23 protein-coding genes are annotated in these 23,645 nt (G+C 37.0%); 5 read left to right on the forward strand and 18 right to left on the reverse strand.

What is annotated here, in order from left to right; translation table 11 throughout:
- Nucleotides 1-75: 75 nt before the first annotated feature.
- Together MHH73_RS18280 and MHH73_RS18285 are read left to right on the forward strand one after the other, a co-directional pair.
- Complete coding sequence (locus tag MHH73_RS18280) at nt 76-591, forward strand: MerR family transcriptional regulator (RefSeq protein ID WP_191816839.1); 516 nt, start codon at nt 76-78, stop codon at nt 589-591.
- Nucleotides 592-853: 262 nt separating this feature from the next.
- On the forward strand, nt 854-1,138 hold the full coding sequence (locus tag MHH73_RS18285) for a hypothetical protein (RefSeq protein ID WP_341068544.1): 285 nt from the start codon (nt 854-856) through the stop codon (nt 1,136-1,138).
- Between the two features lie 557 nt (nt 1,139-1,695).
- Here the strand turns inward: MHH73_RS18285 and MHH73_RS18290 are convergent.
- Both MHH73_RS18290 and MHH73_RS18295 read right to left on the reverse strand, forming a co-directional pair.
- Nucleotides 1,696-3,009 (reverse strand): Na+/H+ antiporter family protein, encoded by a 1,314-nt coding sequence (locus MHH73_RS18290; RefSeq protein WP_191816840.1) that lies wholly within the window; start codon nt 3,007-3,009, stop codon nt 1,696-1,698.
- Between the two features lie 573 nt (nt 3,010-3,582).
- Nucleotides 3,583-5,085: a leucyl aminopeptidase gene (locus MHH73_RS18295; RefSeq protein ID WP_191816841.1), complete on the reverse strand. Its 1,503-nt coding sequence runs from the start codon at nt 5,083-5,085 to the stop codon at nt 3,583-3,585.
- Nucleotides 5,086-5,265: 180 nt separating this feature from the next.
- Between MHH73_RS18295 and MHH73_RS18300 the strand changes: the two genes are divergently transcribed.
- Nucleotides 5,266-5,742, forward strand: coding sequence for a divergent PAP2 family protein (locus tag MHH73_RS18300; RefSeq protein ID WP_191816842.1), 477 nt, complete (start codon nt 5,266-5,268; stop codon nt 5,740-5,742).
- A gap of 20 nt (nt 5,743-5,762) precedes the next feature.
- Entirely contained in the window at nt 5,763-6,557 is a 795-nt protein-coding gene (locus tag MHH73_RS18305; protein ID WP_341068548.1) for a cobalamin-binding protein, read from the forward strand.
- 33 nt (nt 6,558-6,590) lie between these two features.
- Here MHH73_RS18305 and MHH73_RS18310 read toward each other — a convergent pair whose 3' ends face one another.
- From MHH73_RS18310 to MHH73_RS18375, 14 genes are all read right to left on the reverse strand, one after another.
- Entirely contained in the window at nt 6,591-7,289 is a 699-nt protein-coding gene (locus MHH73_RS18310; RefSeq protein WP_341068551.1) for a 3D domain-containing protein, read from the reverse strand.
- A 998-nt stretch (nt 7,290-8,287) separates the two neighbouring features.
- On the reverse strand, nt 8,288-9,454 hold the full coding sequence (locus MHH73_RS18315; RefSeq protein ID WP_341068554.1) for an IS256 family transposase: 1,167 nt from the start codon (nt 9,452-9,454) through the stop codon (nt 8,288-8,290).
- A 302-nt stretch (nt 9,455-9,756) separates the two neighbouring features.
- Nucleotides 9,757-10,707, reverse strand: coding sequence for a nuclease-related domain-containing protein (locus tag MHH73_RS18320; RefSeq protein ID WP_341068555.1), 951 nt, complete (start codon nt 10,705-10,707; stop codon nt 9,757-9,759).
- 116 nt (nt 10,708-10,823) lie between these two features.
- On the reverse strand, nt 10,824-11,147 hold the full coding sequence (locus tag MHH73_RS18325) for a YuiB family protein (RefSeq protein WP_191817189.1): 324 nt from the start codon (nt 11,145-11,147) through the stop codon (nt 10,824-10,826).
- A gap of 206 nt (nt 11,148-11,353) precedes the next feature.
- Nucleotides 11,354-12,778, reverse strand: a complete 1,425-nt coding sequence (lpdA, locus tag MHH73_RS18330) for a dihydrolipoyl dehydrogenase (protein WP_341068558.1) — start codon at nt 12,776-12,778, stop codon at nt 11,354-11,356.
- Entirely contained in the window at nt 12,779-13,987 is a 1,209-nt protein-coding gene (locus MHH73_RS18335) for a dihydrolipoamide acetyltransferase family protein (RefSeq protein ID WP_341068559.1), read from the reverse strand.
- Between the two features lie 18 nt (nt 13,988-14,005).
- Nucleotides 14,006-15,022, reverse strand: a complete 1,017-nt coding sequence (locus tag MHH73_RS18340; protein WP_341068562.1) for an alpha-ketoacid dehydrogenase subunit beta — start codon at nt 15,020-15,022, stop codon at nt 14,006-14,008.
- Nucleotides 15,023-15,024: 2 nt separating this feature from the next.
- Nucleotides 15,025-16,086 carry a pyruvate dehydrogenase (acetyl-transferring) E1 component subunit alpha gene (gene pdhA / locus MHH73_RS18345; protein WP_341068564.1) on the reverse strand — a complete coding sequence of 354 codons (1,062 nt, stop codon included), beginning with the start codon at nt 16,084-16,086 and terminating at the stop codon, nt 15,025-15,027.
- A 14-nt stretch (nt 16,087-16,100) separates the two neighbouring features.
- A complete protein-coding gene (locus MHH73_RS18350) occupies nt 16,101-17,237 on the reverse strand; it encodes a Leu/Phe/Val dehydrogenase (protein ID WP_341068567.1) in 1,137 nt (378 codons plus the stop codon).
- A 12-nt stretch (nt 17,238-17,249) separates the two neighbouring features.
- Entirely contained in the window at nt 17,250-17,645 is a 396-nt protein-coding gene (locus tag MHH73_RS18355; protein WP_341068569.1) for a thioesterase family protein, read from the reverse strand.
- Nucleotides 17,646-18,368: 723 nt separating this feature from the next.
- Complete coding sequence (locus tag MHH73_RS18360; RefSeq protein WP_341068570.1) at nt 18,369-19,025, reverse strand: GntR family transcriptional regulator; 657 nt, start codon at nt 19,023-19,025, stop codon at nt 18,369-18,371.
- Nucleotides 19,026-19,198: 173 nt separating this feature from the next.
- The gene (locus MHH73_RS18365) at nt 19,199-19,321 is read right to left on the reverse strand and encodes a YuiA family protein (protein ID WP_191817196.1); all 123 of its coding nucleotides are present in this window, start codon (nt 19,319-19,321) and stop codon (nt 19,199-19,201) included.
- Between the two features lie 164 nt (nt 19,322-19,485).
- Nucleotides 19,486-19,974, reverse strand: coding sequence for an NUDIX domain-containing protein (locus MHH73_RS18370; protein ID WP_191817197.1), 489 nt, complete (start codon nt 19,972-19,974; stop codon nt 19,486-19,488).
- 74 nt (nt 19,975-20,048) lie between these two features.
- The gene (locus MHH73_RS18375) at nt 20,049-21,263 is read right to left on the reverse strand and encodes an NAD(P)/FAD-dependent oxidoreductase (RefSeq protein WP_191817198.1); all 1,215 of its coding nucleotides are present in this window, start codon (nt 21,261-21,263) and stop codon (nt 20,049-20,051) included.
- 432 nt (nt 21,264-21,695) lie between these two features.
- On the opposite strand from MHH73_RS18375, the gene MHH73_RS18380 reads away from it, so the two are divergent.
- Nucleotides 21,696-22,685 carry an NAD(P)/FAD-dependent oxidoreductase gene (locus MHH73_RS18380; protein ID WP_341068575.1) on the forward strand — a complete coding sequence of 330 codons (990 nt, stop codon included), beginning with the start codon at nt 21,696-21,698 and terminating at the stop codon, nt 22,683-22,685.
- A 197-nt stretch (nt 22,686-22,882) separates the two neighbouring features.
- Here the strand turns inward: MHH73_RS18380 and MHH73_RS18385 are convergent, their stop codons facing one another.
- Together MHH73_RS18385 and MHH73_RS18390 are read right to left on the reverse strand one after the other, a co-directional pair.
- Nucleotides 22,883-23,245 (reverse strand): HesB/IscA family protein, encoded by a 363-nt coding sequence (locus tag MHH73_RS18385; protein WP_191817221.1) that lies wholly within the window; start codon nt 23,243-23,245, stop codon nt 22,883-22,885.
- A gap of 126 nt (nt 23,246-23,371) precedes the next feature.
- A complete protein-coding gene (locus tag MHH73_RS18390; RefSeq protein WP_191817222.1) occupies nt 23,372-23,599 on the reverse strand; it encodes a DUF1450 domain-containing protein in 228 nt (75 codons plus the stop codon).
- Between the last annotated feature and the right edge of the window lie 46 nt (nt 23,600-23,645).

Here is a 23,645-nt window from a genome sequence, read left to right on the forward strand (position 1 = left end):
TTTGTCAAACGTAAAGGGAAATGTATTTCTTAAGCGAATGCTTTTAATAAAGTAATGATAAGGAGGAGATTACTTTTGAATACAGGCGCTGTAGCAAAACTACTCGGTGTATCCCAAAGTACGATTCAGCGATGGATAAAGCAGCTAAATTTAAATATGACAAAAAATGAGCAAGGACATTATGCTTATTCAGAAGAAGATATTCAATTATTAAAAAAAGTTCATGAACAATTAAATAAAGGTGTCCTTCTTCAAGACGTAAAAGTTACTAGCAAAAAAATTCGCCACGCCACTATAACTAGTCCACAGAAATCTAATGATGAACTAAGCGCAAGAATGGATCTGTTAGAACAACGCTTAAATGCGAAAGCAGATGATGTGACTTCTTATCAATTGCTCCATCACCGCCAAGAGTTAGAAGAATTACACGCCGAAATTGAACGTTTACATGAGCGTTTACACATTCTAGAAAAAAAGAATTTCGTGCAAGTATCTCCTATTCCCTCTGACAGTTCTACTGCTAGTATCTTTCCCAAAAAAAGAATAAAAAAGCGTAATATCCTTACAATGCTTTTCGGCATTAAATTTTAAACAAAAATGGTTCCACCTCAGATTTGGATGGAACCATTTTTTTATACTTATAGCGGTAATACTTAACGAAAATCCTGTTAAAGGTCACGTAGACAAACTAACAGGAGGGTGACTGATATGGCGTATTTTTCAATCATCTATAAACGTGTACCTTTATGGACAATAAAAATAAAAAATTGAAAGCATGGGGGAGAAAAGGAAAAAACCGGAAATGCAATATTTTGTGTTATAATTAAAAACGTGTATTTATGGAGGAGATATTATGCAACAAAACTGCGAATCACCTACTTCAAATCATTTTTTAAAAAAAATAAAAGTATTAGGCGGTATTTTCACTATTAATTTTATAGTGGTTGGTCTTATTTATCAATTTGATATTAGTGATAATTTGTCTTTCAATTACTTCAGATTATTTTTGATATTATCTTTAATTTTCGTTGGTTTAAATAGTTATTTCAAAAAGAATAGGGCGTCTTTGACTCTTTTAGGAATAGTATTTGTTACATACTTAATTTTAGATTTTGGTTTTGAAATTTTTCCTAAATAAATAATTTAGTAGTATCATCAGTAGTAATTCCTAGAGCAGATGCTCTCATATCAGGATATTAAGGCTCATGCTTGATTTTCATTTGCACCAATTTGGAATTTAAGGCTTGTTTCCTCAGCGCTTTTACCTTCTACAGCATCAGCTCCAACTACACTTACAGAAGATGTTGCACCAGTAACTTCTGCTGCTGCTCCTGCATTAAGGTGAGTTGAAACTAAATTCCATCATCCTCCACAGTTAGATACATATATAGCGTCAAAGCGAGTGGTAAGGTGAGTCAGTAATCGATTTCGATTCTTTCATCAGTAGAAGAATCACCATTCCTAAAAGAAGAAAATATTATCTTTTTGAATGACTGAGAGTAATGATCCTATCGTTAAAATTCCTTTTATGTCCGTATCTTTCTTATTCTAAAGGCAAAGTACGACTACATTCTGCTTTTTGATAGTCATTCTTATTCGTGTTTCGGAACCTATATACATTGCACCAAGGTCAAGCCCACTAAAAATAAACCCAATCAAATATGATTGAGTTTAAATAATACTAATTTATTTCTTTTATAATACCATTGCAGCAATCCAGCCAAATATAATGACAGGAATATTATAATGAATAAATGTTGGTACACATGTATCCCAAATATGATTATGATGACCATCCACATTCAATCCTGATGTCGGTCCAAGTGTACTGTCTGAAGCAGGAGATCCAGCATCACCTAAAGCAGCAGATGCACCAATTAACGCAATCGTAGCCATTGGACTAAACCCTAGTTCTAAACATAATGGCACAAAAATGGTCGTGATAATTGGAATAGTTGAAAACGATGAACCAATACCAATGGTGACTAACAAACCTACTAAAAGCATTAATAACGCACCTAAGGCTTGATTATTCCCTATCATCTCAGCTACATTCGACACAAGGACTCCAACATCCCCTGTTTCTTTCAGCACATCACCGAAACCAAATGCCGCGAGCATGACAAACCCGATAAATGCCATCATTTTCATTCCATCTGTTAATAAGCTATCTGCTTCAGTACCCTTTATCGTTCCACTTAAATAGACAGTAATAATACCGGCCACTGCGCCCATAATCATTGAATCTAATTGTATTTGTACAACTAACGCAATAATGATTGCTAAAACGGCAAATAAGATACCGCGCTTACTATAAGATACTCTTTCAGTTTCTATGATTTCTGTTGATTGATAAACTCTCGGTTTTCGATAAGATATGAAAACGGCTATTATTAGGCCAACAACCATACCTAAAGCAGGAAGTAGCATAGCTACTGGTATTTGTTGCATATCAACATCTAAACCGCTACTTGTCATATTATCTGCTAAGATTTGGTGAAATATTTGTCCAAATCCTGCAGGGATAAGCATATAAGGAGTGACTAAACCAAATGTAAGGACGGAGGCAATTAATCTCCTATCTATTTTAAGTTCATTCAATACTTTTAATAAAGGTGGAACTAATATGGGAATAAACGCAATATGAATAGGAATAAGGTTTTGTGAGAAACACGCCATCATTAATAATGATAAAATGACTAACGTTTTAGATAAACCTTTCTTCCTTTCCTCTCCCTCTTTCCCTACCTTTTGAATAATTTTATCAACAAGGAGATTCGGTAGGCCTGTACGAGAGATAGCAATCGCAAAGCCTCCTAATAAAGCATAACTAAGTGCTACTTCTGCACTGCCACCTAATCCATTTGTAAAGACTTCAATTGTGTTTGTTATACCAAGTCCACCTGTTAAACCTCCCACCAATGCACCAATAATAAGGGATAACACGACATTTACACGTAATAAACTTAGTATCAACATGACTAATACAGCAAGTAAAACAGCATTCATGATTAAAACCTTTCTTTCTATTTATTTTTGCTTTATTTTAGTAAAGTGTTAGAGTAATAAATTAACATACTCATTCATGTTCGTCAAATAATGGACTTTTAGGAAAAATAGGATAATTCACACTTTTATTAAACCCTATGCAAATTATTTCCCTGAGTATATAAAATGAATGTACTTAACTTTGAACAAAACAGGTACATCTTCTATTGACACAGGCAAATATTTAACATTTCATCTTCTGCTTTTATTGAAGAAGTTTGATGCGCTTGTTTCTCGGAAAAAGGGGTGATTATCTATGAATAAGGAGACGAAGAATACAAGGAAATCTACGCCTACTGAAAAGGATCTGTAGAGGAATTGGAGGCATGTATAAAGCAACTGGAAATGGAGAATGCCTACTTAAAAAAGTTAAATTCTTTAGTTCAAATGAAAGACAAATTACCAACCAAATCAAAGCGCAAGTAAAATAAGATCTTTCAAACAAGGGAAAATTAAAAGACCTAAGCCCAGTGGAAAACCGAACTCAGGTCCTTTTGTCAGATCACCTTTAATATGCTTTTAATAAATGATTTATTATTTCACTTCAAATCTTTCTACAAGTAGAGCTAACGTACGTGTCATTACACCTGTGGCACCAGCAGGACCTAATTCATAAGGTTTATTTGTTGTAGATGTACCTGCTATATCTAAATGCACCCATGGCGTATCTTCAGCAAATTCTCCAATAAAACCACCTGCCATAATTGCATGGCCTTCTCTTCCAGGGGAATTGTTTAAATCTGCCACTGGGCTATTGCGAATTCTTTGTTTATCTTTTTCAAATAATGGGAGTCTCCACATCGCTTCACCTGCTTCGAATGACGCTTCTAATACTTGTTCGAAGAAGGTTTCATGATTAGTAATCGCACCTGTTGTTTCTTCTCCTAAGGCAACAATGACTCCTCCTGTTAAAGTAGCAACATCGACTAAATAATTAGCACCATGCTGTTTAGCGTACGTAATGGCATCAGCTAAAACGAGACGTCCTTCTGCATCCGTATTTAAGATCTCTATTGTTTTTCCACTTAACGAAGTAATAACATCATCTGGTTTAAAAGCAGATCCACTTATCATATTATCTGTTGATGGAATAACAGCTAATACATTCTGTTCTGGTCTTAACTCACCGATGATTTCCATCGCCCCCAGAACGGCTGCAGCTCCGCCCATATCTGTTTTCATTCCAACAATCCCTGATTTCGGCTTTATCGAGTAACCACCAGTATCGAAGGTAATTCCTTTTCCGACTAAACTAATGACATCTTCCCACTGATCTTTCCCTTGATATTTTAGAACAATCATTTTCGGTGGCTCTGTTGAACCTTGGTTTACTGCTAACAGCGCACCCATCCCAAGCTCTAACATTTCTTTCTTATCTAATATTTCTATTTCAAAATCATATTTCTTTGCTAGCTCCATGGCGTACTCTGCCATCGTTGTGGCAGTTAACATATTCCCAGGCATATTCACTAAAGTTCTTGCAGAGTTTGTCCCCTTACCATAGGCATAACCAACTGTTAAAGCAGATAGTACATCTTCTCTATTTTCAGTCGTATAAGCTGTGATTTTATCAATCTTCTTTTCAGGTTCATTTGACTTTTGTTTATATCCTTCAAAACGATAGGTAGCGAGTGTATATGCTTCACTGACGGCGTGACCAACATCGAGCGCATCAAGCTGATCAGCAACAGTAAATGTGTCTAAATAAACGGCTACTTCCGAAAGTTTACTTTTTTGAATTTCTTTAAAGGCTAATCCTATCGCTTCTTTTAATTCATTGAATTGTAAGGCCTTCTTCTTACCTAGACCCACAAATAATAATCTCTTCGCAGCAATTTTATTGAATGTATGTACTTTGCTTATTGATTTTAACTTCCCTGATATATCACCTTGCTTAAGAAAATCAGTCATTTGTCCTTCAAATTTTTCGTCTAAAGAAGATAGTCCATCTTTTATGATATTCGGTTCATCGAACAAACCGATGATTAAAACTTCATGGGCTGAGTCATAAAGATTTTCTTTTTTGACTGTAAACATTTTAAACACCTCCATAAGATATATAATCATTATATCTAATCTTTCATATTATTTCGACTAGCTTACTTTAACCTTCAAGAGGATCTGATTTTCAAATCAAAATACTTTGTGCTAATCTGTTACTAATAGAAAATCCTTCCTTTTAGTAAAGAATACAAACATCGATAAGGTGGTTAAATAATGGAAATATTTTTGAACTTTCCTCTTTGGTCAGCATTAGCTGCCATTCTCTTTGCACAATTTGTAAAAGTCCCCATTACTTTTTTTGCTACTAGAAAGTTAGATTGGTCACTGTTAACAAGTACAGGGGGGATGCCAAGCTCACACTCTGCTGCCGTTACAGCTTTATCTACAGGGGTAGCCATCGAAGCTGGATTAGATTCCATTCCCTTCGCGATATCAGCCATGTTTGCTATCATTACTATGTTTGATGCAACCGGAGTACGAAGGCAAGCAGGGGAACAAGCCATTGTCCTTAATCAACTTGTCAATGACTTTAACCGTTTTGTCGATGAAGCAAAATCATGGCCCAAAAAACCAGACCAAGTAAAACGTAAAGAACTGAAAGAATTATTAGGCCATAAACCAGTAGAAGTGTTTTTCGGAGGGTTAACAGGTATTTTACTAACATTACTCTTATATGCATTAATATTTTAAGATATTGGAGGTTTTCAATCATGCGAATCGCTTCTCTTTGCCCAAGCAATACAGAAATTATCGCCTACTTAGGATTAATCGATCAACTTGTTGCAGTTGATGATTACTCTGATTGGCCAGCAGCGGTAAATACTCTACCAAAACTCGGTCCAGACCTATCCATAGATATGAATGCTGTAGAAAAAGCTAAACCGGACCTTGTGTTGGCATCATTAAGTGTACCGGGAATGGAAAAGAATATTCTGGCATTGGATGAACGGAACATTCCTTACATAACATTAAATCCACAAAGCTTAACAGATATTGAAAATGACTTAATCACCGTAGCCACAGCCTTAGGTAAAAAAGAAGTCGGTATGCAAGCTGCAGCAAACTTTCATGAAAAAGTCATGAACCTAAAGAACCTAGCTAAACAGGTGAGCACGCCTCTCTCTATCTATTGGGAATGGTGGCCAAAGCCCATTTTTACACCAGGTGGTACAAACTGGCTCACTGAAATTAGTGAACTTGTTGGCGGTGAAAACCTTTTCGCATCTAAAGAACAAGCAAATATCCAAACAGATTGGGACGCCATTCGTATGCAAAATCCCGATGTAATCTGTTTAGCCTGGGTAGGTGTAAGGCAGGAGAAAATCAATCCAGCCATTTTACAGAAACGTCCAGGTTGGTCAAATATGGACGCATTGAAAAATAATACTGTTTATGTCCTCGAAGAAGAATTGTTTTGTCGCCCTTCACCAAGATTAATCGAAGGGGCAATCAAATTGGGACAGTTATTACATCCGAATATATTTTCTTCTCCAATAAAAAAGTAATGGGTATTCATCCCCATTACTTTTTTAGTTAAGTTATTCTTTTGTATACTGCTGTCTAAATACTTGTAGTGATTCCGTTTCATTTAACTCTTGTAAATCTTCTTCAGTTAACGTACCATCACCGATTGATATTACATAGACATCCAACGTTTTCTTCCCCCAAGAATTATATACATCATCTACTGTTTCATAATATAAGTCCAATTTATTTCCTTTAATAGCGCCACCTTTGTCAGCAACTACGCCAAACCCATAATCAGGAATCCACAGTATCGTACCAATAGGGAAAACAGTTAAATCTGCAGCAATCGTAGAATATAAATCCCTTTTCACCTTTACACCAGAATATGTAATACCAAATTCAGGATGTCCAGGATTTTTACCTGTCGACTCATAATAAGCTGTGTATCCGGTTGCGATGACTTCTTTGGTATCGTATTGTGACCAATCCCAATCATTCAAAGAAGGCGGTTCTTCAGCGACTGTGCTTGTTAATAATTTCAAGTGTTCCCCTTCCAATGTCTTGTTTAGATCTTTAAATGCCAGTCCAATCGATTTTAATGCATGTTTGAAAGATAGAGCAGCTCCCTCTCCTTCATTCGCTTGTTCACTCATATAATCAATCACTTGCTTTGCTTCTACACCTGAAATCGTTTGGAATGTGGATAATAAAGCGACAGAAAAAGCAAGGGACATGACCATTCGTTTCGCCCATTTTTTTATATCATTCATAGTTAATCACTCCTCCCAACAATAGTCATTTCCCTTCATTCAAGGAAATATTCATTTTTTTGAGAAAAGAGAGGAACGTACGGTCTTATCCCCTACTAAAAACGATAGTTGGAAATGATCAGAGGAACTTCTTATTCGTTCTACTTCTCTAGCTGACATTCGTTTGTTTTACCACTTGCAAATGGTTATATTTGTTGTTTTCTTATATAGAGTAATTCAATCAAATTTTTGCTTGGGGCATGCTTTTTTGACTCGTTTCTGCTTGAATCCAATCAAATTTTGGCTTGGATACGCTTTTTTGACTCGTTTCTGCTTGAATCCAATCAAATTTTTACTCGGGCATGCTTTTTTGACTCGTTTCTGCTTGAATCCAATCAAATTTTTACTCGGACATCTTTTTTGACTCGTTTCCGCTTGAATCCAATCAAGCTTTTACTCGGACACGCTTTTTTGACTCGTTCCCACTTGAATCTAATCAAATTTTTGCTCAAACACGCTTTTTTGACTCGTTTCTGCTTGAATCTAATCAAATTTTTACTCGGGCACGCTTTTTTGACTCGTTTCTGCTTGAATCTAATCAATTTTTTACTCGGGCATGCTTTTTTGACTCGTTTCTGCTTGAACCCAATCAATTTTTTACTCGGACATCTTTTTTTGACTTGTTCCCACTTGAATCTAATCAAATTTTTGCTCGGGCATGCTTTTTTGACTCGTTTCCGCTTGAATCCAATCAAACTTTTCCTCGGGCATGCTTTTTTGACTCGTTTCCACTCGAATCCAATCAAACTTTAGTCAAGTCCTTAATATTGTGTAAAATTCTAAACCACTGTTTTCAACTATTAACTAGTGATATGATTTATCCCCTTACATTTTTTGAGGGAATCTTCCATGGTTCTATTCCTTCATAGCCAGGGTGGGATGTCAAAGGCTCCTCACTTTGACAGTCCACCCTGGCTATGAAACCATCTATAATGGAAGTTTCACCTCAAATGTAGAGGCTATTTGCATAAGGATTTTCTCTTTGAGTAAACTGTTTGTTGATAATGAAGTAAGACAGCTCCCACTAAACGAAAAGCGGACTGAGTGTTAGGAAAAATCCGTATGACTCTTTCCCTTCTGCGAACTTCTTGATTTAACCGTTCTAATGAATTCGTACTTCTTATATGAGGCCAGAGAGCTTGTGAATGTTCCATATATTGAATGGTATCTTCAAAGCCTTCATCAAGAATTTTTAAGGCGTTTGTGAATTTAGGGTTTTCACCGAATTGGTTCATAAGTTCCTCTTTGAAATTCCTCATATCCTCTATAGTTACCGCTTCAAAAATCCGCTTGACCATCGTCCTAATTTCACCAGAATCTTTCTTTGGGAGTTTCTCGATAATATTACGTTTAAAATGTACATTACATCTCTGCCAGCTAGTGCCGATAAACTCCCGTAGAATTGCTTTTTGAAGACCTTGATGAGCGTCTGAAATAACGAGCTTTGGAGACTGAAGTCCACGGGATTTAAGCTGTTGAAAAAATCGACTCCAGCTATCATAGTTCTCAACATGATCAACTTGAAGGCCAAGAATCTCACGAGTGTTTTTATCAGTCAGGGCGGTCGCAATATAAATCGCTTTGGAGACAACTCGATGGTGCTCGCGCACCTTAATATACATAGCGTCCACAAAGATAAAAGGATAGTAGGAGACATTAAGTGGTCTCTTGGCCCAGTCGTTAACGATAGGATCTAGCTTTTGAGTAAGAGAGGAAACAAAAGACTTTGAAACGTTCTCCCCACAAAGCTGTTCCACAATATGTGTAACCTTACGAGTAGATATACCATTAATCACCATTTCGACCATTGAGATAACGAAGGCTTGATCACATCGTGCATATTTTTCAAAAACGGAAGTTGAAAATTCACCATTTCTAGTGCGTGGTACTTTAAGTTTTAGCTTCCCAATACTCATCGTAAAATCACGTTCGTAGTAGCCATTACGATAATCTAAACGGTCAGTCGTGCGTTCGTAACCAGCAGCTTGTATATATTGATCTCTTTCTTTTTCCATGTATTCATTTAATACAAGGACAATAGCAGATCTAACCACAGTATCAATATTTGAGTTTATAACGGCTTCTTTTAAAACATCCAAATCTAGGTTAAACTGTATTTGAGTCATTCTTATTCCTCTTTCATTGTTTATCGTCGTTGAAAACAGTGTTGACAAGAAGGAATAAAATGACTCTTCTTTTTACACAATTATATGGACTTAATCCAAACTTTTCCTCCAACACGCTTTTTTGACTCGTTCCCACTTGAATCTACTCAAATTTTTACTCGGACACGCTTTTTTGACTTGTTCCCACTTGAATCTACTCAAATTTTTGCTCGGACACGCTTTTTTGACTCGTTTCCACTCGAATCCAATCAACCTTTTCTCCGACACGCTTTTTTGACTCGTTTCCGTTCGTTTTAACTTCATCATTGATCCACTTCTTCATTTGCTTTGATATGTTTTATTCTTTTTTCATAATATGCTCCACGACCATTGCCTTTTAATGCGTAATGATGGCCGAGGACTCTTCTTATAGTTGATTTGCTTATTATGCGGTTACACCACTCATATATCACTTGGTTTGTTATTCTCATAGGAGCAAAGAGAATAGAAAATTCATCGATTAGGTTTAACAGTGCGCTTTCGAAAGAATACACAGTTTTACAGGAAGTACAGATCATCCTATTCCTATTAGCCATTCTCTCCATTCTTTGATTACATTTTTTACAAAAAAGTCCTTTAGCAACATCATGATAGGTATAGTCGGGTATAACAAACAATGGTTGTTCAGTTTGATGGGATAATAGCATTTGGATTATCTTTGTGTGATGGATTGTGGGGGTATAGCGAATTTGCTTAAGCTTTTTTATTAAACTTGGAATTTGTGGGGGGAGAATGAGATTCTTCCTTGGCGTAGCATCATAAAGCATAAATTCAGGATTGACAAAAATCAATAAATAGTCAAAAGTCAGATGCAAATGATGTTGTTTGAAAAATTGTCTAATGAGCGTTTCATTCCGTTCTATTTGAATAGATGGATTTTTTATTTCTTTATCTGTTGAGTGATACCAATGCCTATCTTGACTAGTGAAGTTGCCGCTATAATTTTTAACTTCAAAGAAAGTAATATGTTGTTGGTAAATGATGAGTGCATCTATCTGGAAAGTCGTGTGATTAATATTTAGCGTGAGATCATACAGAATAGGAATCTCAGGGGGAAGCTCCTTTAAATAATCTTGCCACCTTTTTTCTCCTTCATAGCCTTTTTGCAATGAGTGAAAATATTGGCTTTCTTCTGGGGAAAATTCCTTGCGCGCACTCAGTGCACGAAATAATTGGAGCTGATGTGAAGGTTTGAGGGGTTTAATAACTACCATTTTGCACCGCCTTTCTTTTTATCCATTATAAAAGATTCCACCTCAATAAACGACATTATTTTACAAAACAAAAAACTCTACTTTACTTTTAGTAGAGTTCTTTCATTATGTATAGACTAAAACATGCGATATCCTCTTTTGCGAAGCATGTTAATGACTATGCCAGCAACAATGGCACCAACAAAGCCACTGCTTAAGATGAGAATATCAGCTAATTGAAGGCTCGTGAGTTCCGCCCATAGACTAGAAAAAGAAGCCCGGGTGTCATTAAAATATTCAATGAGTCGAACCTTATCAACAATTCTAATAACGACAATTGGATATACAATTGCCATGATCCATGACATTCTTAAAAGCATATTTAATATAAAACCAATTCCGAAAAATAAAACAAAAAAGAGTAACATAGAAATCGGCAATACGAAAATGGTCATCTGCATTCAGCTTGTCCTCCCTTGCACATCAGTATTAAGTTTACTGAAACTTCACTCTATGCGTCAACATGTTCTTACAATAGAAATGACAAAAAATGAAGATTTTTCTACTTCCAGCTCTTTTTTGTACCTTGCAATTGGTCCCTTACTCCAAACCTAAAAAAGCTAGAGGTGCACATCAAATACGCACGCCTAGCTTCAATATAATTCGTTCATACCTTAACAGATTTCTTCTCATTCGGTTTCATATGAATCGCACGGTTATTCAAGCCCTCAATGGCTTCTAAAATCGTTTCGTTAAAACTTGGATGAGGGTATAGTGGGAAATTCAAGTCTTCATCACGACCAACGAACTCCATTGCCGTAACCGCCGTACTAATTAATTCAATAGCGGAAGAGCCAATGGCATGAAAGCCGAGCAGAACATCATTATCTGCGTCTTTAATTATTTTCATTATGCCACTTTTTTCACTAGTTACCATCGCATAGCCATTGCCACTATAATTGAATTGACTAACAGCAATATTTAAGCCTTTCTCTCTTGCTTCTTGTTCTGTCATCCCCACAGTAGCGAGAGGTGGGATCGTATGGACAACTGTAGGCATTAAGCTTAAATCCACTTCACTATTCAAGCCTGCAATCCTTTCAGCAACCACTTTCCCTTCTTTAATCGACTTAACAGCCAATTGCTCTCCACCCGTGACATCACCAATAGCGTATATTGTTGGTATATTCGTTTGCAATTGCTTGTTGACTTTAATAAAACCATCCGTTGTACATTCTACACCTATTCTTTGTAAATCGAGTGTCTCTATATTCCCCCGACGCGTTCCTTCCATAAATAAATGGCTACCTTCACATGTCAATTCCTGGTTTGAATTAGATAACTTCAATTGCAAGAGCGTATGACTTTCTACTAAATCTTTTAATTGATAATCACGGTATACTTTAATTTTTTGTTTCTTTAATAATCGCAGTAACTCCCTATTTATACTTTCATCAAAGGAAAAATGTTCTTTAGTTAAAATGAGTGTAACATCTGTACCAAGTTGACGATAAGTAAACGCGGCTTCTAATGCAATATAACTTTGTCCATATATGATAAGATGAGGAGGGATCTCATTTAACTGATAAAGTTCAGCTTCTGTTAAAACTTTTGCAGAGCGATATTTTTTAGGTATTTCAACAGTGCTTCCGGTCGCTATAATGACTCTCTCAAAATCATATAAATCAAAGTGATGAGATATTTCAATACCTAGACGTTTCTGATTAATAAATTGGGCTTTACCCCGAATGACCTCTATTTTATTTGCCTTACATAATTCTTCTACCCCTTTACGCAACCGCTCGATGGTAATATTTTTATAATCATTTAACGGTTCGATCGCAAAAGTAGGTTCATGAATAGCAATACCAAAAGAAGCATATTGCCCTAGCGCATCTAACTTCTTTGCAGCTTGCGCGTAAACCTTTGAAGGTATACAACCAGAATTTAAGCAAACACCACCCAATTCATGCTGTTCAACTAAAGTTACCTTCAACCCTAATTGCGCTGCCCGAATCGCCGCGTTGTATCCTCCAGGACCGCCTCCAATAATGATTAAATCCCGCTTTTCAGCGAATTCGCCTACAACCATTTAAATCAACTCCACTAATAATTTTGTTGGTTGTTCAATTAATTCAATGAAACGGTTAGAAAAAGCAATTGATTGCGCACCATCTATAACACGATGATCAAAAGAGATAGAAATATTCATGATTGAACGAATAACGATTTCATTTTCAGCATTTACTACCGGTTTTTTCTTCACTGCATGGAAAGTAATAATACTCGTTTCAGGATGATTAATAATTGGCGTTGCTCCTGTTCCGCGGCCAAGCGGGCCAACATTATTAACTGTAAACGTTCCGCCCTTCATATCACTCGGAGTTAGCTTACCTTCTTGTGCTTTTTTCGTTAACGATTTCATCTCCTCATGGATCGCTCGAACTGACTTTTTATCAGCTTGGTGAATGACCGGTACCATTAATCCTTCTTTTCCATGTGTCGCCACACCTATATGATAATCCTTTAACAACCGAATGACCCCTGCTTCTTCATCTAATCTTGCATTAAATAATGGGTGTTCTTTTAAGCAGATCACAACTGCTTTTAAGAAAAATGCGGCTGGAGAAAGACGATCACCTAAATCCTTTAATTCATTTCGCGCTTCTACTAATTGGGTAACATCGACCTCATCGTAATGCGTAACATGAGGAATCGTTTGTAGGGAATGACTCATTCGTTGAGCGATGACTTTTCTGATTCCTGTAAAAAGAATCGTCTCCTCTGATTTTGTTGTTTCTATTTGTGGCTCTGGTCTCTCTTTTTTCGTTTCTTTAGCACGATAGCCTTCCACAAATTGATACACATCATCATCCATTACTCTTCCTGCTGGTCCTGTACCAACAATTCTTTCTATATCTACATTTAGATCTCTTGCAATTTTTCTTGTATAAGGTGCTGCAAGTATCCGCTGATAGCGATTTCGATTCGCTTCAGGAAGAACCTCTTTTTCCACACGCGGTGGTACGGTTTCAATCACCACTTCTTCTCTCTTTGCAAGGCTCTGTCCATTATCGATTGTCATAATCACCGTTCCAACCGTAACGACTTCTCCTGTTTGAAAAGGAATGGAGGTGATGACACCAGCTGAAGGAGCAGGAATTTCAGCCACCATTTTATCGGTTTGTAGTTCAACCAATGGCTGATCTATTTCCACTGTATCTCCTTCTTGGACAAAGTAATGGATAATCTCTCCTTCTGTCATTCCTTCTCCTATATCGCTAAATTTCACATCAGTCATATCATCTCACCCTCCCCTCTAAAATGTATAAGCTTTACGAATGGCTGTCTCTACTCGTTCTGTTGATGGTAAATAATCATTCTCCAAAGAAAATAATGGCACAGGTACATCAAAGCCTGTCACTTTCTCCACTGGTGCTTTCAAATAGAGAAAAGAAGTATCGTTTATAATAGAAATAATCTCGCTACCTAACCCGCCTGTCTCATGTCCTTCGTGAACTATGACAACCCTCCCTGTTTTTTGCACAGAATCAGCAATTAAGTCACGGTCTAGTGGATAAAGGCTTCTTAGATCAATCACATCACATGAAATACCGTCTTTTTTCATTTGTTCACTAGCTTTCATGACTAAAGGAATCATTGCCCCCCAAGCAAAAATGGTGACATCATTTCCTTCTTGTACACGAGTGCCTTTACCTATTTCAATACGATAATCACCCGTAGGCACATCTACTCTACTGCCACGGTATAGACGCATAGGTTCTAAAAATAGGACAGGATCCGGGTCTTCTACTGCTGCTAACAATAAGCCTTTGGCATCATAAGCGTTAGATGGACATACGACTTTTATCCCTGGTAAATGGGTAAATAATGCTTCGACACTTTCCGAATGGATTTCTGGGGAGCGAACGCCTGCACCGTATGGGGCACGAATCACCATAGGAATATGATATTGACCGAGTGTGCGCATACGCATTCTTGTGACATGTGTCGCAATTTGTTCAAATGCCGGATAGATAAAACCGAGAAATTGAATTTCGACGACTGGTTTCAATCCGGCTAACGCCATCCCTACCGCTGTTCCGACGAACCCTGCTTCACTTAATGGTGTATCGATGACTCTTTTCTCACCAAAAGTCTCCTGCAAACCATCTGTTGCTCTAAACACACCTCCATTACGTCCAACATCTTCACCCATAATAATCGTGTTTTGATCACTTTCGAGCATCGTCTTTAATCCATCCGTGATTGCTTGAATCATCGTTAACGACTGACTTGTTGCCTTCGTTTTTATTATTTCATTTGACATGACCATGATTATCGATTCCCCCCAATCAAGCCTAATTGTTCTTTTTGCCTTGATATCGTCCATGTAGGTTCATTAAAGACATGATCAAACATGTCGTCTGTATTAGCAGTTGGTGCACTTTCCATTTTCACTACAGCAGATTCTATCTCCGTACGTATATCAGATTGGATACTTTCTACCCACTCTTCACTCCAAAAGCCGCGGAATTGCATATGCTTTTTCAGTCGTAGAAGAGGATCTTTTGCTTCTTTTTGACGATTGATTTCTTCTTGATCACGATACTTTGAAGGGTCATCAGCTGTTGTATGAGCCCCAAAACGAATAACAACCGCCTCAATAAGCGTCGGTCCCTCCCCTTTTCGCGCTCGTTCTAAAGCTTCTTTCACTGCATAATGTACAGCAAAAACATCCATACCATCTACTCTCACACCCGGTATCCCATAAGCAACAGCTTTCTGTGCAATCGTTTCGGAATTCATCTGTTTTTCAATAGGTAACGAAATAGCGTAACCATTATTTTGATTAAAGAAAACGACTGGTGCCTTAAATACACTTGCAATATTTAACCCTTCATGAAAATCACCTTCAGAGGTTGCACCATCTCCAAAATAAGCAATGGCAGCATTGTCAGTTCCTTTATAAACCTCAGCTATTGCAGCGCCAGTAGCATGTGGTAAATGAGTAGCAATTGGTATCGAAGCTGGCATGATTCGCTTTTCTCTAGATGGTAAACAACCTTCTATTCTACCGTTCCAATGAAGGAGCATCCGATCTAAATCTGCACCAAATGTGAGAGAGGCACCATGATCACGATAAGTAGGGAACATCCAATCATTTTCTGATAATGCAAGCGCACTTCCTACTTGTGCTCCTTCATGACCTGGAAAAGGCACATATGTACCAATCCTCCCTTGGCGCTGCAACGCAACTCCCTTCTGGTCATAAGTGCGTATACGCAACATGTGATAATAAAATTCTTTTACCTTTTCCTCATTTAATTCTTTTTCATATGACTTATTAACCCATTCCCCGTTCTCATCGATGATTTGATATAGTGGATAATTTTCCATAGTAACGCCTCCCATCATTTAAAATCCCACTTAGGTCTTACATTCCGAGAGAAAAAATTGCTTCTATGTTGCTGCTCTTTCATCTGTCTTTGCAGACGATCTTGTGCGGCTTCTACTGTGTTTTTTCCAGTTGCAGCAGATTCTCGATATAATTGCAGTAAAGTATGATAAATCGTCCTTGTTTTTTGCAGTACTCGCTCTTTACTCGGACCATATAATTCATCTGCTACTTGAATGAGTCCTCCAGCATTCACAATATAATCAGGCGCATATAGGATACCCTTGTCATGTAAAAGAGCGGCGTCAGTAGAATGTGCCAGTTGGTTATTAGCAGATCCGACAATGGCCTGGACTCTTAATTCATTGATGGTTCTTTCGTTTAACACGCCACCCATTGCACATGGAATGAATACATCGGCCGATACACGATAAATTTCTAGATGATCAACTACTTGCACATTCCCTCTTAACGTTTCAGCCTTTTCTACAAGATCTGTTATTGCCTCTTGATTAATATCTGTGACAAACACGTCACCACCAGCTTCAAGCAGTGATTCTGCAATCTTCATCCCCACTTTGCCTAATCCTTGAATACTGTAAGTGCGTCCTTCCAAAAGATCTGTACCATGTAAATATTGATTCGTTGCCTGTATAGCATAGATAACCCCTTGAGCCGTAGGAATTGACGAATCTCCCCCACCTCCATATGCCTCAGGTATCCCATTAATAAATTGCGTTTCTTTTGAAGCATGGACAAAGTCTTCCATCGTTGTTCCCATATCCGTCCCTGTATAAAATCTACCATTCAATGAATCTACAAATTGACCAAATGCACGAAATAAGGCAGGTGTTTTATCCTTTTTCGGATCACCAATAATGACTGCCTTTCCCCCTCCAAAATCAACATCTGCTGCTGCACATTTTGCTGTCATGCCTTCAGCTAAACGTAAAGCATCTTCTAAGGCGGCATCCATATTTTCATAAGGGTACATCCGTGTTCCACCAAGAGCTGGACCTAATGTGGTATTATGAATGGCTATAATTGCTCGTAAACCTGTACTCGGGTCATTACAAAATACTACTTGTTCATGATTAGCCATCTTCTTAAAAATATCGTTTTCTACTTCTTGAGAATGATTAAGCTTTTCCATCCTTGCTCCCCCTTAATTGTTGGTAGCTAAAACTTTCTTCGCAATCACTTCTTTCGGAAGAACCGCTTGTTTGACTTCCCCTTTTCCAATTAGTCCACTTTCATTGGTCACAGTAACCTCTGTTACTAAAGTACGTTCAGTAACTGCCGTAACGGTCGCTATTAAAGTTACTTTAGAATTTTCTGCAGATGGTGCAACATGTTGCATGTGGACAGCTGCCCCCATTCCTTCTTCATGATCCTCAAGAAACGGAAGAAGAATTTTTCTTGAAACCCACTCCATGTGATACACCATGGATGCAGTAGAATAGACGGGGTGAACCACCTCTCCGTCAAACTGCGCAAACATATCCTTTGTCACTTCAATTGTCATTACTTCTGATAGACCCATATGTAATCCGTCTTTCATTGCTACAAACCACCTTTCGTGTATGCGCTTTCATTGTAGTAACAAAAGAAAATTACTGCTTGTTTAGTTATTTATACAAAATCATACTTCTGAATTTTCTTTATATTTCGGATATTACAACATTTCCTTTTTTTAGTCAACGGAAAACAGTTAACCAACATACCTCTTAGTTTATGAATCGCCTTCATAGACTTGAAAGAGTGTAAAGAGTTAAAGCTGAAAATTGGTCTTTTCCTACATACTTTATGTAAAAAACGGATAAAAAAGACATACTCACTTTGTACAATAGAAGTAAGGGTTACATTAGGAAATGCGGAAAAAGAAGGAGAATACTTTGACGGGAGGCACCTGAGGATTGAAAAAATCCAATCCTCCGTTAGTGACGCGGTTGCTGTCAGATCAAATATAAGATAGCTACAGCGAGGCTCGAAATTTAGCTACATATGGATGGAATTATTTTGTGCACTATTGATGAATGATTGAACTAACTAATTTAGTAAAAGGGATTGGATCTATAATGGCACTTCTGTCACTAAAAAACACAGAATTACAAAAAAGCTCTGCCAAACCAAGACAACCTCTCTCTTCTTCCATACGGTAATATTTAAGGATGAAACAAGCTGACTTGCCTCACCAGTGCAACAGTCAGACCTTCAAACCGATCTGCCTTAAAATTCAAAAACAAAGCTACTCTATGTAGACTCTACTTAGAGTAGCTTTGTTTTACTTAGACGCGTTTTTATCTATATGCATAAGGACGCCATCAAGCCCTTTTTTAATATGCTGTCTAATATACTCTTGTGCTCCTCTTTCATCCCCGCTAAATAATAAATCTATGATTTTTTCATGTTCTTCTACTAATGTCGGATAAAAGTTTTCCTTTACCATATTACTACGCATATAATGAATTTTTGCTCTAATCATTTCTAATAACTCTGTTAACTGCTTATTCTTTGAGGCATAAATGATCATATCATGAAAGGCTTGGTCGAGCTTTCCTAGTTCGATTATATCTTTCTTTTCATTCGCCTGATAACTAGCTACTAAATTCTCCTGTAGCTTTTCTTTTTCCATCTCAGAAATATTATGAATAGCTAAGCTGATAGCGAGCGCTTCTAAACTTTCTCGACATTGGAAAAGATCTACTACATCTTGAACCGTCGGCGTATAAACCTTTACATAGCCATCGTTATAGACAAGAAGACCATCTTGAATGAGCATTCGAATCGCTTCTCTAACGGGTCCTCTACTTATACCTAATTTACTTGCCGCTTTTGCTTCTACAATTCTCTCAGAAGGTTGATATACCCCTTCAAGAATTTCGCTCTTGATTATATGATATGCCTGTTGATGCAGAGACTCAGGTTTAACGATACGCATAAATTACAAAACCTCCATTACAAACTTCGCCAATTAATAAACTTTATTATAGCAGAATTTTATTTAAAAATTTTGACATTTCATAACATGGATGAAATTCTTCGGTTTTTCAACAAAATTAAAAGCACTCTAGAACTTAGAGCGCCACCATAACATTTTTATTCATTTGCGAATTATTTTTTATGTTTACCAGAACCACCGCAACAAGCGCATGTTTCCGATCCTCCAAGGATCAGTTGGAAATATCCTTGACCTGCACAATAGATACAAACTTTAGATTCATTTTTTACTGTCATGTTGTTCATCCCCCTTGGAATAATTGAATTTTCTGATAATAACTAAATAATACAGAAAAATATCAAAAATAGAAAGGTTCAAAAAACTGTAAAAACCCTTTATGTAAACGCATACAAGCGTTATTCTCTTTCTTATGCTTTAAATTATGCAATATATCGCAGGGTTACAAAAATAGTTTATAAGCAGTGTAGCCAAATTGATCTCCAGGATTAATACCATCAATTAATGTTTTGTTGTTATGATTGAGGTTCTCCCATATGTACTGAATCATGACTGAGGTTGGTTGGTGATGGATAAGTTCCAGTGGATCCATAAATTGGACATCATCTATTTCTTTTTCTTCTTTTACAATTGCCTGATTTACATCAGCTTCCAAAAGAAAGATGACCATATTGTCGCTAATGTCATTTTTAATCACTCCCGTACGAAGCCCTATCATCTCTTTCACACGACAAGATAGCCCAGTTTCTTCTTTCACTTCTCTAATAATGGCTTCATCTGCTGTTTCATCTCGCTCTACAAAACCGGCAGGTAATGACCACTTTCCTTTTAAACCACCGTATGTCTTGTTTACAACTAACCATTCATTCTTTTCATTGATTAACAGGCCGCAAACCCCGAGCCACACTTTCCCTCTATCAGCTTTCCCCATTTTATCCCTCCTCAGATGGATTAATTGATAAAAAAAAGAGCAAACATATCGTTTGCCCTCATATATTTAACTTATTAAAGAACGTTGAATTTACCTTTTTTCGCAACTAATGAAGCGCCACCGATCATTAATAATGCACGGTTATCAACCATTTTCTTCATAAATGAAGCTTTTTTACCAACCACTTTTTTACCAAATACAACACCAATTGCATCATCTTCACCTAAAGAACATACTGTACCTTTGTTATCAAAAGTAAATGTTCCTAGGTCTTTATTTTGAATAAGTGCAGCAATATTTTTTGCAACTAATTCACCTTGTTGCATAGCAATTTGTGCAGTTGGTGGATAAGGACGATTAATCTCTTCATTAATGACTAATGAACTGTCACCAATAACAAAGATATTGTCATGTCCTGGTGCTCTTAAGTTCTCATCTACTTTTATACGTCCACGCATAGCTTCGAATCCAGATTTTTCAATAATTGCATTCCCACGAATACCAGCAGCCCAGATGACAGTACCAGCTTTAATTTCTTCTACATCATCTTCGCCTTTTGCCACGATAATACCATCAGGTGTACCTTCTTTAATCGCTGTACCAATGCGGAATTGAACACCTTTCTTCTCAAGATGAGCAACTGCATATTCAACTAATTCAGGATCAAAACCTGGTAATACCATTGGAGCTGCCTCAACACAAACAATTTTCACCTTTTCAAAAGGTACATCATATTCTTTGCATAGTTCAGGAATACGGTTACCTAATTCACCAAGGAACTCGATACCTGTGAAACCAGCACCACCAACAACGATTGATAGGCGTGTATCATCTTTTACTTCTTCTGTATTATAAGTAGCAAATTGATACTCGATATGCTCACGAATTTGACGCGCAGAATTGATATTAGAAATTGAGAAAGCGTATTCTTTTAATCCTTTAATACCAAATGTTTCTGATTCTCCGCCTAGTGCAACAACTAAATAGTCGTATTCAAGCTCACCTTTTTCAAGAAGAACTTTCTTCTCATCTGTTTTAATTTCAACAGCGGTGCCTTTTACAAACTCAACTTTACCGTTGTCAATTACTTTACTTATATCATAACGTACTCGGTCGTGATGTAATGTACCGGCAGATGCTTCATGTAACCAAGTTGTTTCATAATGGTAATCATTTTTATTCACAAGAATAATTTCAGCATCATTTGCTCCGATTTGTTTCTGCAAACGAGTTGCAGTCATTAATCCACCGTAACCTGCACCTAAAATAACGATTTTTGGCTTTTTCAAGTGTATCACTTCCACCTTTAATATATTTTATAGTACTTCTTATCCCCTATTTTTTTAAAAATAAAAGATTGTGATATCCTTCACTAACACGGACAAAAAAATGTTCGAAAAATGTCACAAAAAATTAATAAATATATCTTCTATTACATAGTATTCCTTTTCTATCTTATTTTCAAGCTAAATTGACACTTTGAGAATTTTAAGATTTTTTTATTTAATAATGATTTTCAATACTATCAAATCAACATTGGTACCGCTTTCATGTTTTACCTTCCTAAAGGAAATTTAACCGTATTTTTCTAGTCATCGCATTATTTCCAAAAGATAATATGAAGGGACTTCTTTTGACATGTAACGCCAAATGATACAGAATAGTCTAATATTATGATAAACTAATTAAAACACCATAATATATAATTAGGGGGAATCACTTTGACTGAACAGAAGATTTTTGACATCACGATTATTGGCGGGGGGCCAACTGGGCTATTCACCGCTTTTTACGGTGGGATGAGACAAGCATCTGTTAACATTATTGAAAGCTTACCTCAACTAGGTGGGCAGCTTTCTGCCCTTTATCCTGAAAAATATATCTACGATGTTGCTGGATTTCCGAAAATCCGCGCACAAGAGTTAATAGATAATCTTGTTGAACAGATGGACAAATTTGACCCAACGATATCTTTAGAGCAATCTGTACAAACTTTGGAGAAACTAGCAGATGGAACATTCAAAATTACGACAGATAAAGATGTCCACTTTTCAAAATCTGTCATTATCACTGCTGGTAACGGCGCATTCCAACCACGTCGTTTAGAATTGGAAAGCGCAAAAGAATACGAAGGAAAAAACCTTCATTACTTTATTAACGACCTCAACCATTTTGCCGGCAAAAGAGTCGTCGTATTTGGTGGAGGAGACTCTGCAGTAGACTGGGCTTTAATGCTTGAGCCTATCGCAGAAAAGGTCACAATTGTTCACCGTAGAGACAAATTCCGTGCCCATGAACATAGTGTTGAAAACCTCGAAAACTCTAAAGTCGATATTAAAACACCATATATTCCAGCCGAATTAGTGGGCGATGAAAGCGGCGTTAACCAAGTTATCCTCGAAAAAGTTGGTGAAGAAGAGAAAGAAGTAATCGACGTCGATGCAGTTGTTGTTAACTATGGTTTTGTCTCTTCATTAGGTCCAATTAAAGAATGGGGCTTTGACATTCAAAAGAACTCTATCGTAGTTAACCAAAAGATGGAAACGAATATTGAAGGCGTATATGCCGCTGGAGATATTTGTACTTACGACGGCAAAGTAAAATTAATTGCTTGTGGATTTGGCGAAGCACCAGTTGCAGTCAGTCACGCAAAAACATATATTGACCCTAAAGCAAGAGTACAACCTAAGCATAGTACTTCAATGTTTTAAGAAAAAAGCCCGGAAATCGTTTCCGGGTTTTTCTACACCTTCAAAACCAATATACGGTTTCTCACCATTTTTACTTTACTAATTTCAACTAACAATCCTTATATGATAAGTTTTAACTTTCTAACTTTACATAAGCATGCTAAGTAAAAAAAAGATCTCCCCTAATTAAAGGAAGATCTCTTCACTAATAAAATGAGTTAGCACTCTTCAGGCGTGCCAACCTTTGTTGCTGTTCTAAAAGAAGATCCACAGCCGCAATTGGCAATCGCATTTGGGTTGTCGATGGTGAAACCGCCACCCATCATGGATTCTTTATAGTCTATTTTTGTTCCTTGTAGAATCGGTGCATCTTCTTTGCTTACAACGATTTCAAGGCCATGTAATTCAAAAGGAATGTCGTCTTCTTCCACTTCTTGAGCAAAGCCCATTCCGTAAGACAATCCGCTACAGCCACCGCCCTTAACAGCTACACGTAACTTGGCATTCTCTTCTTCATTTTGTTTCATCATTTCTTTAATGTGAAGGGCTGCCGCTTCTGTAATCTCAACAACTTGATTCATCATAATCCCTCCAAGTTTATATTATAGGCTTAGTATATACTTCTTTACAGTGTTTCACAAACTTACTGCCTTCATTAACGTCACTATACCTTATTATATGGCAACAAACGAGTAAAGGAACAAAAGTTATTCATCCAAATGTTGATAAATGTTATAAACCAGTTCCTCTGCATTCTCTCCATGAATGATGTCATTGTCAACTAGAGCAAATAATAAATGACGGCACTTCCCACAATATCCTAAACAGCCATATTCAATGACATCTAAATCATAATCTTTTTTTAACTTGGCAAAGGCATGGTGAGAACCATTGGCCATATTTGTTACACAAAATTCTACAACACTCTTCCTCATATGATTAACTCCTTATTTTCTTTCTTTTTCTAGAAACTACAAATAT

The organism is Cytobacillus sp. FSL K6-0265, from assembly GCF_038003465.1.
In the GTDB taxonomy this organism is placed as follows: domain Bacteria; phylum Bacillota; class Bacilli; order Bacillales; family Cytobacillaceae; genus Cytobacillus; species Cytobacillus stercorigallinarum.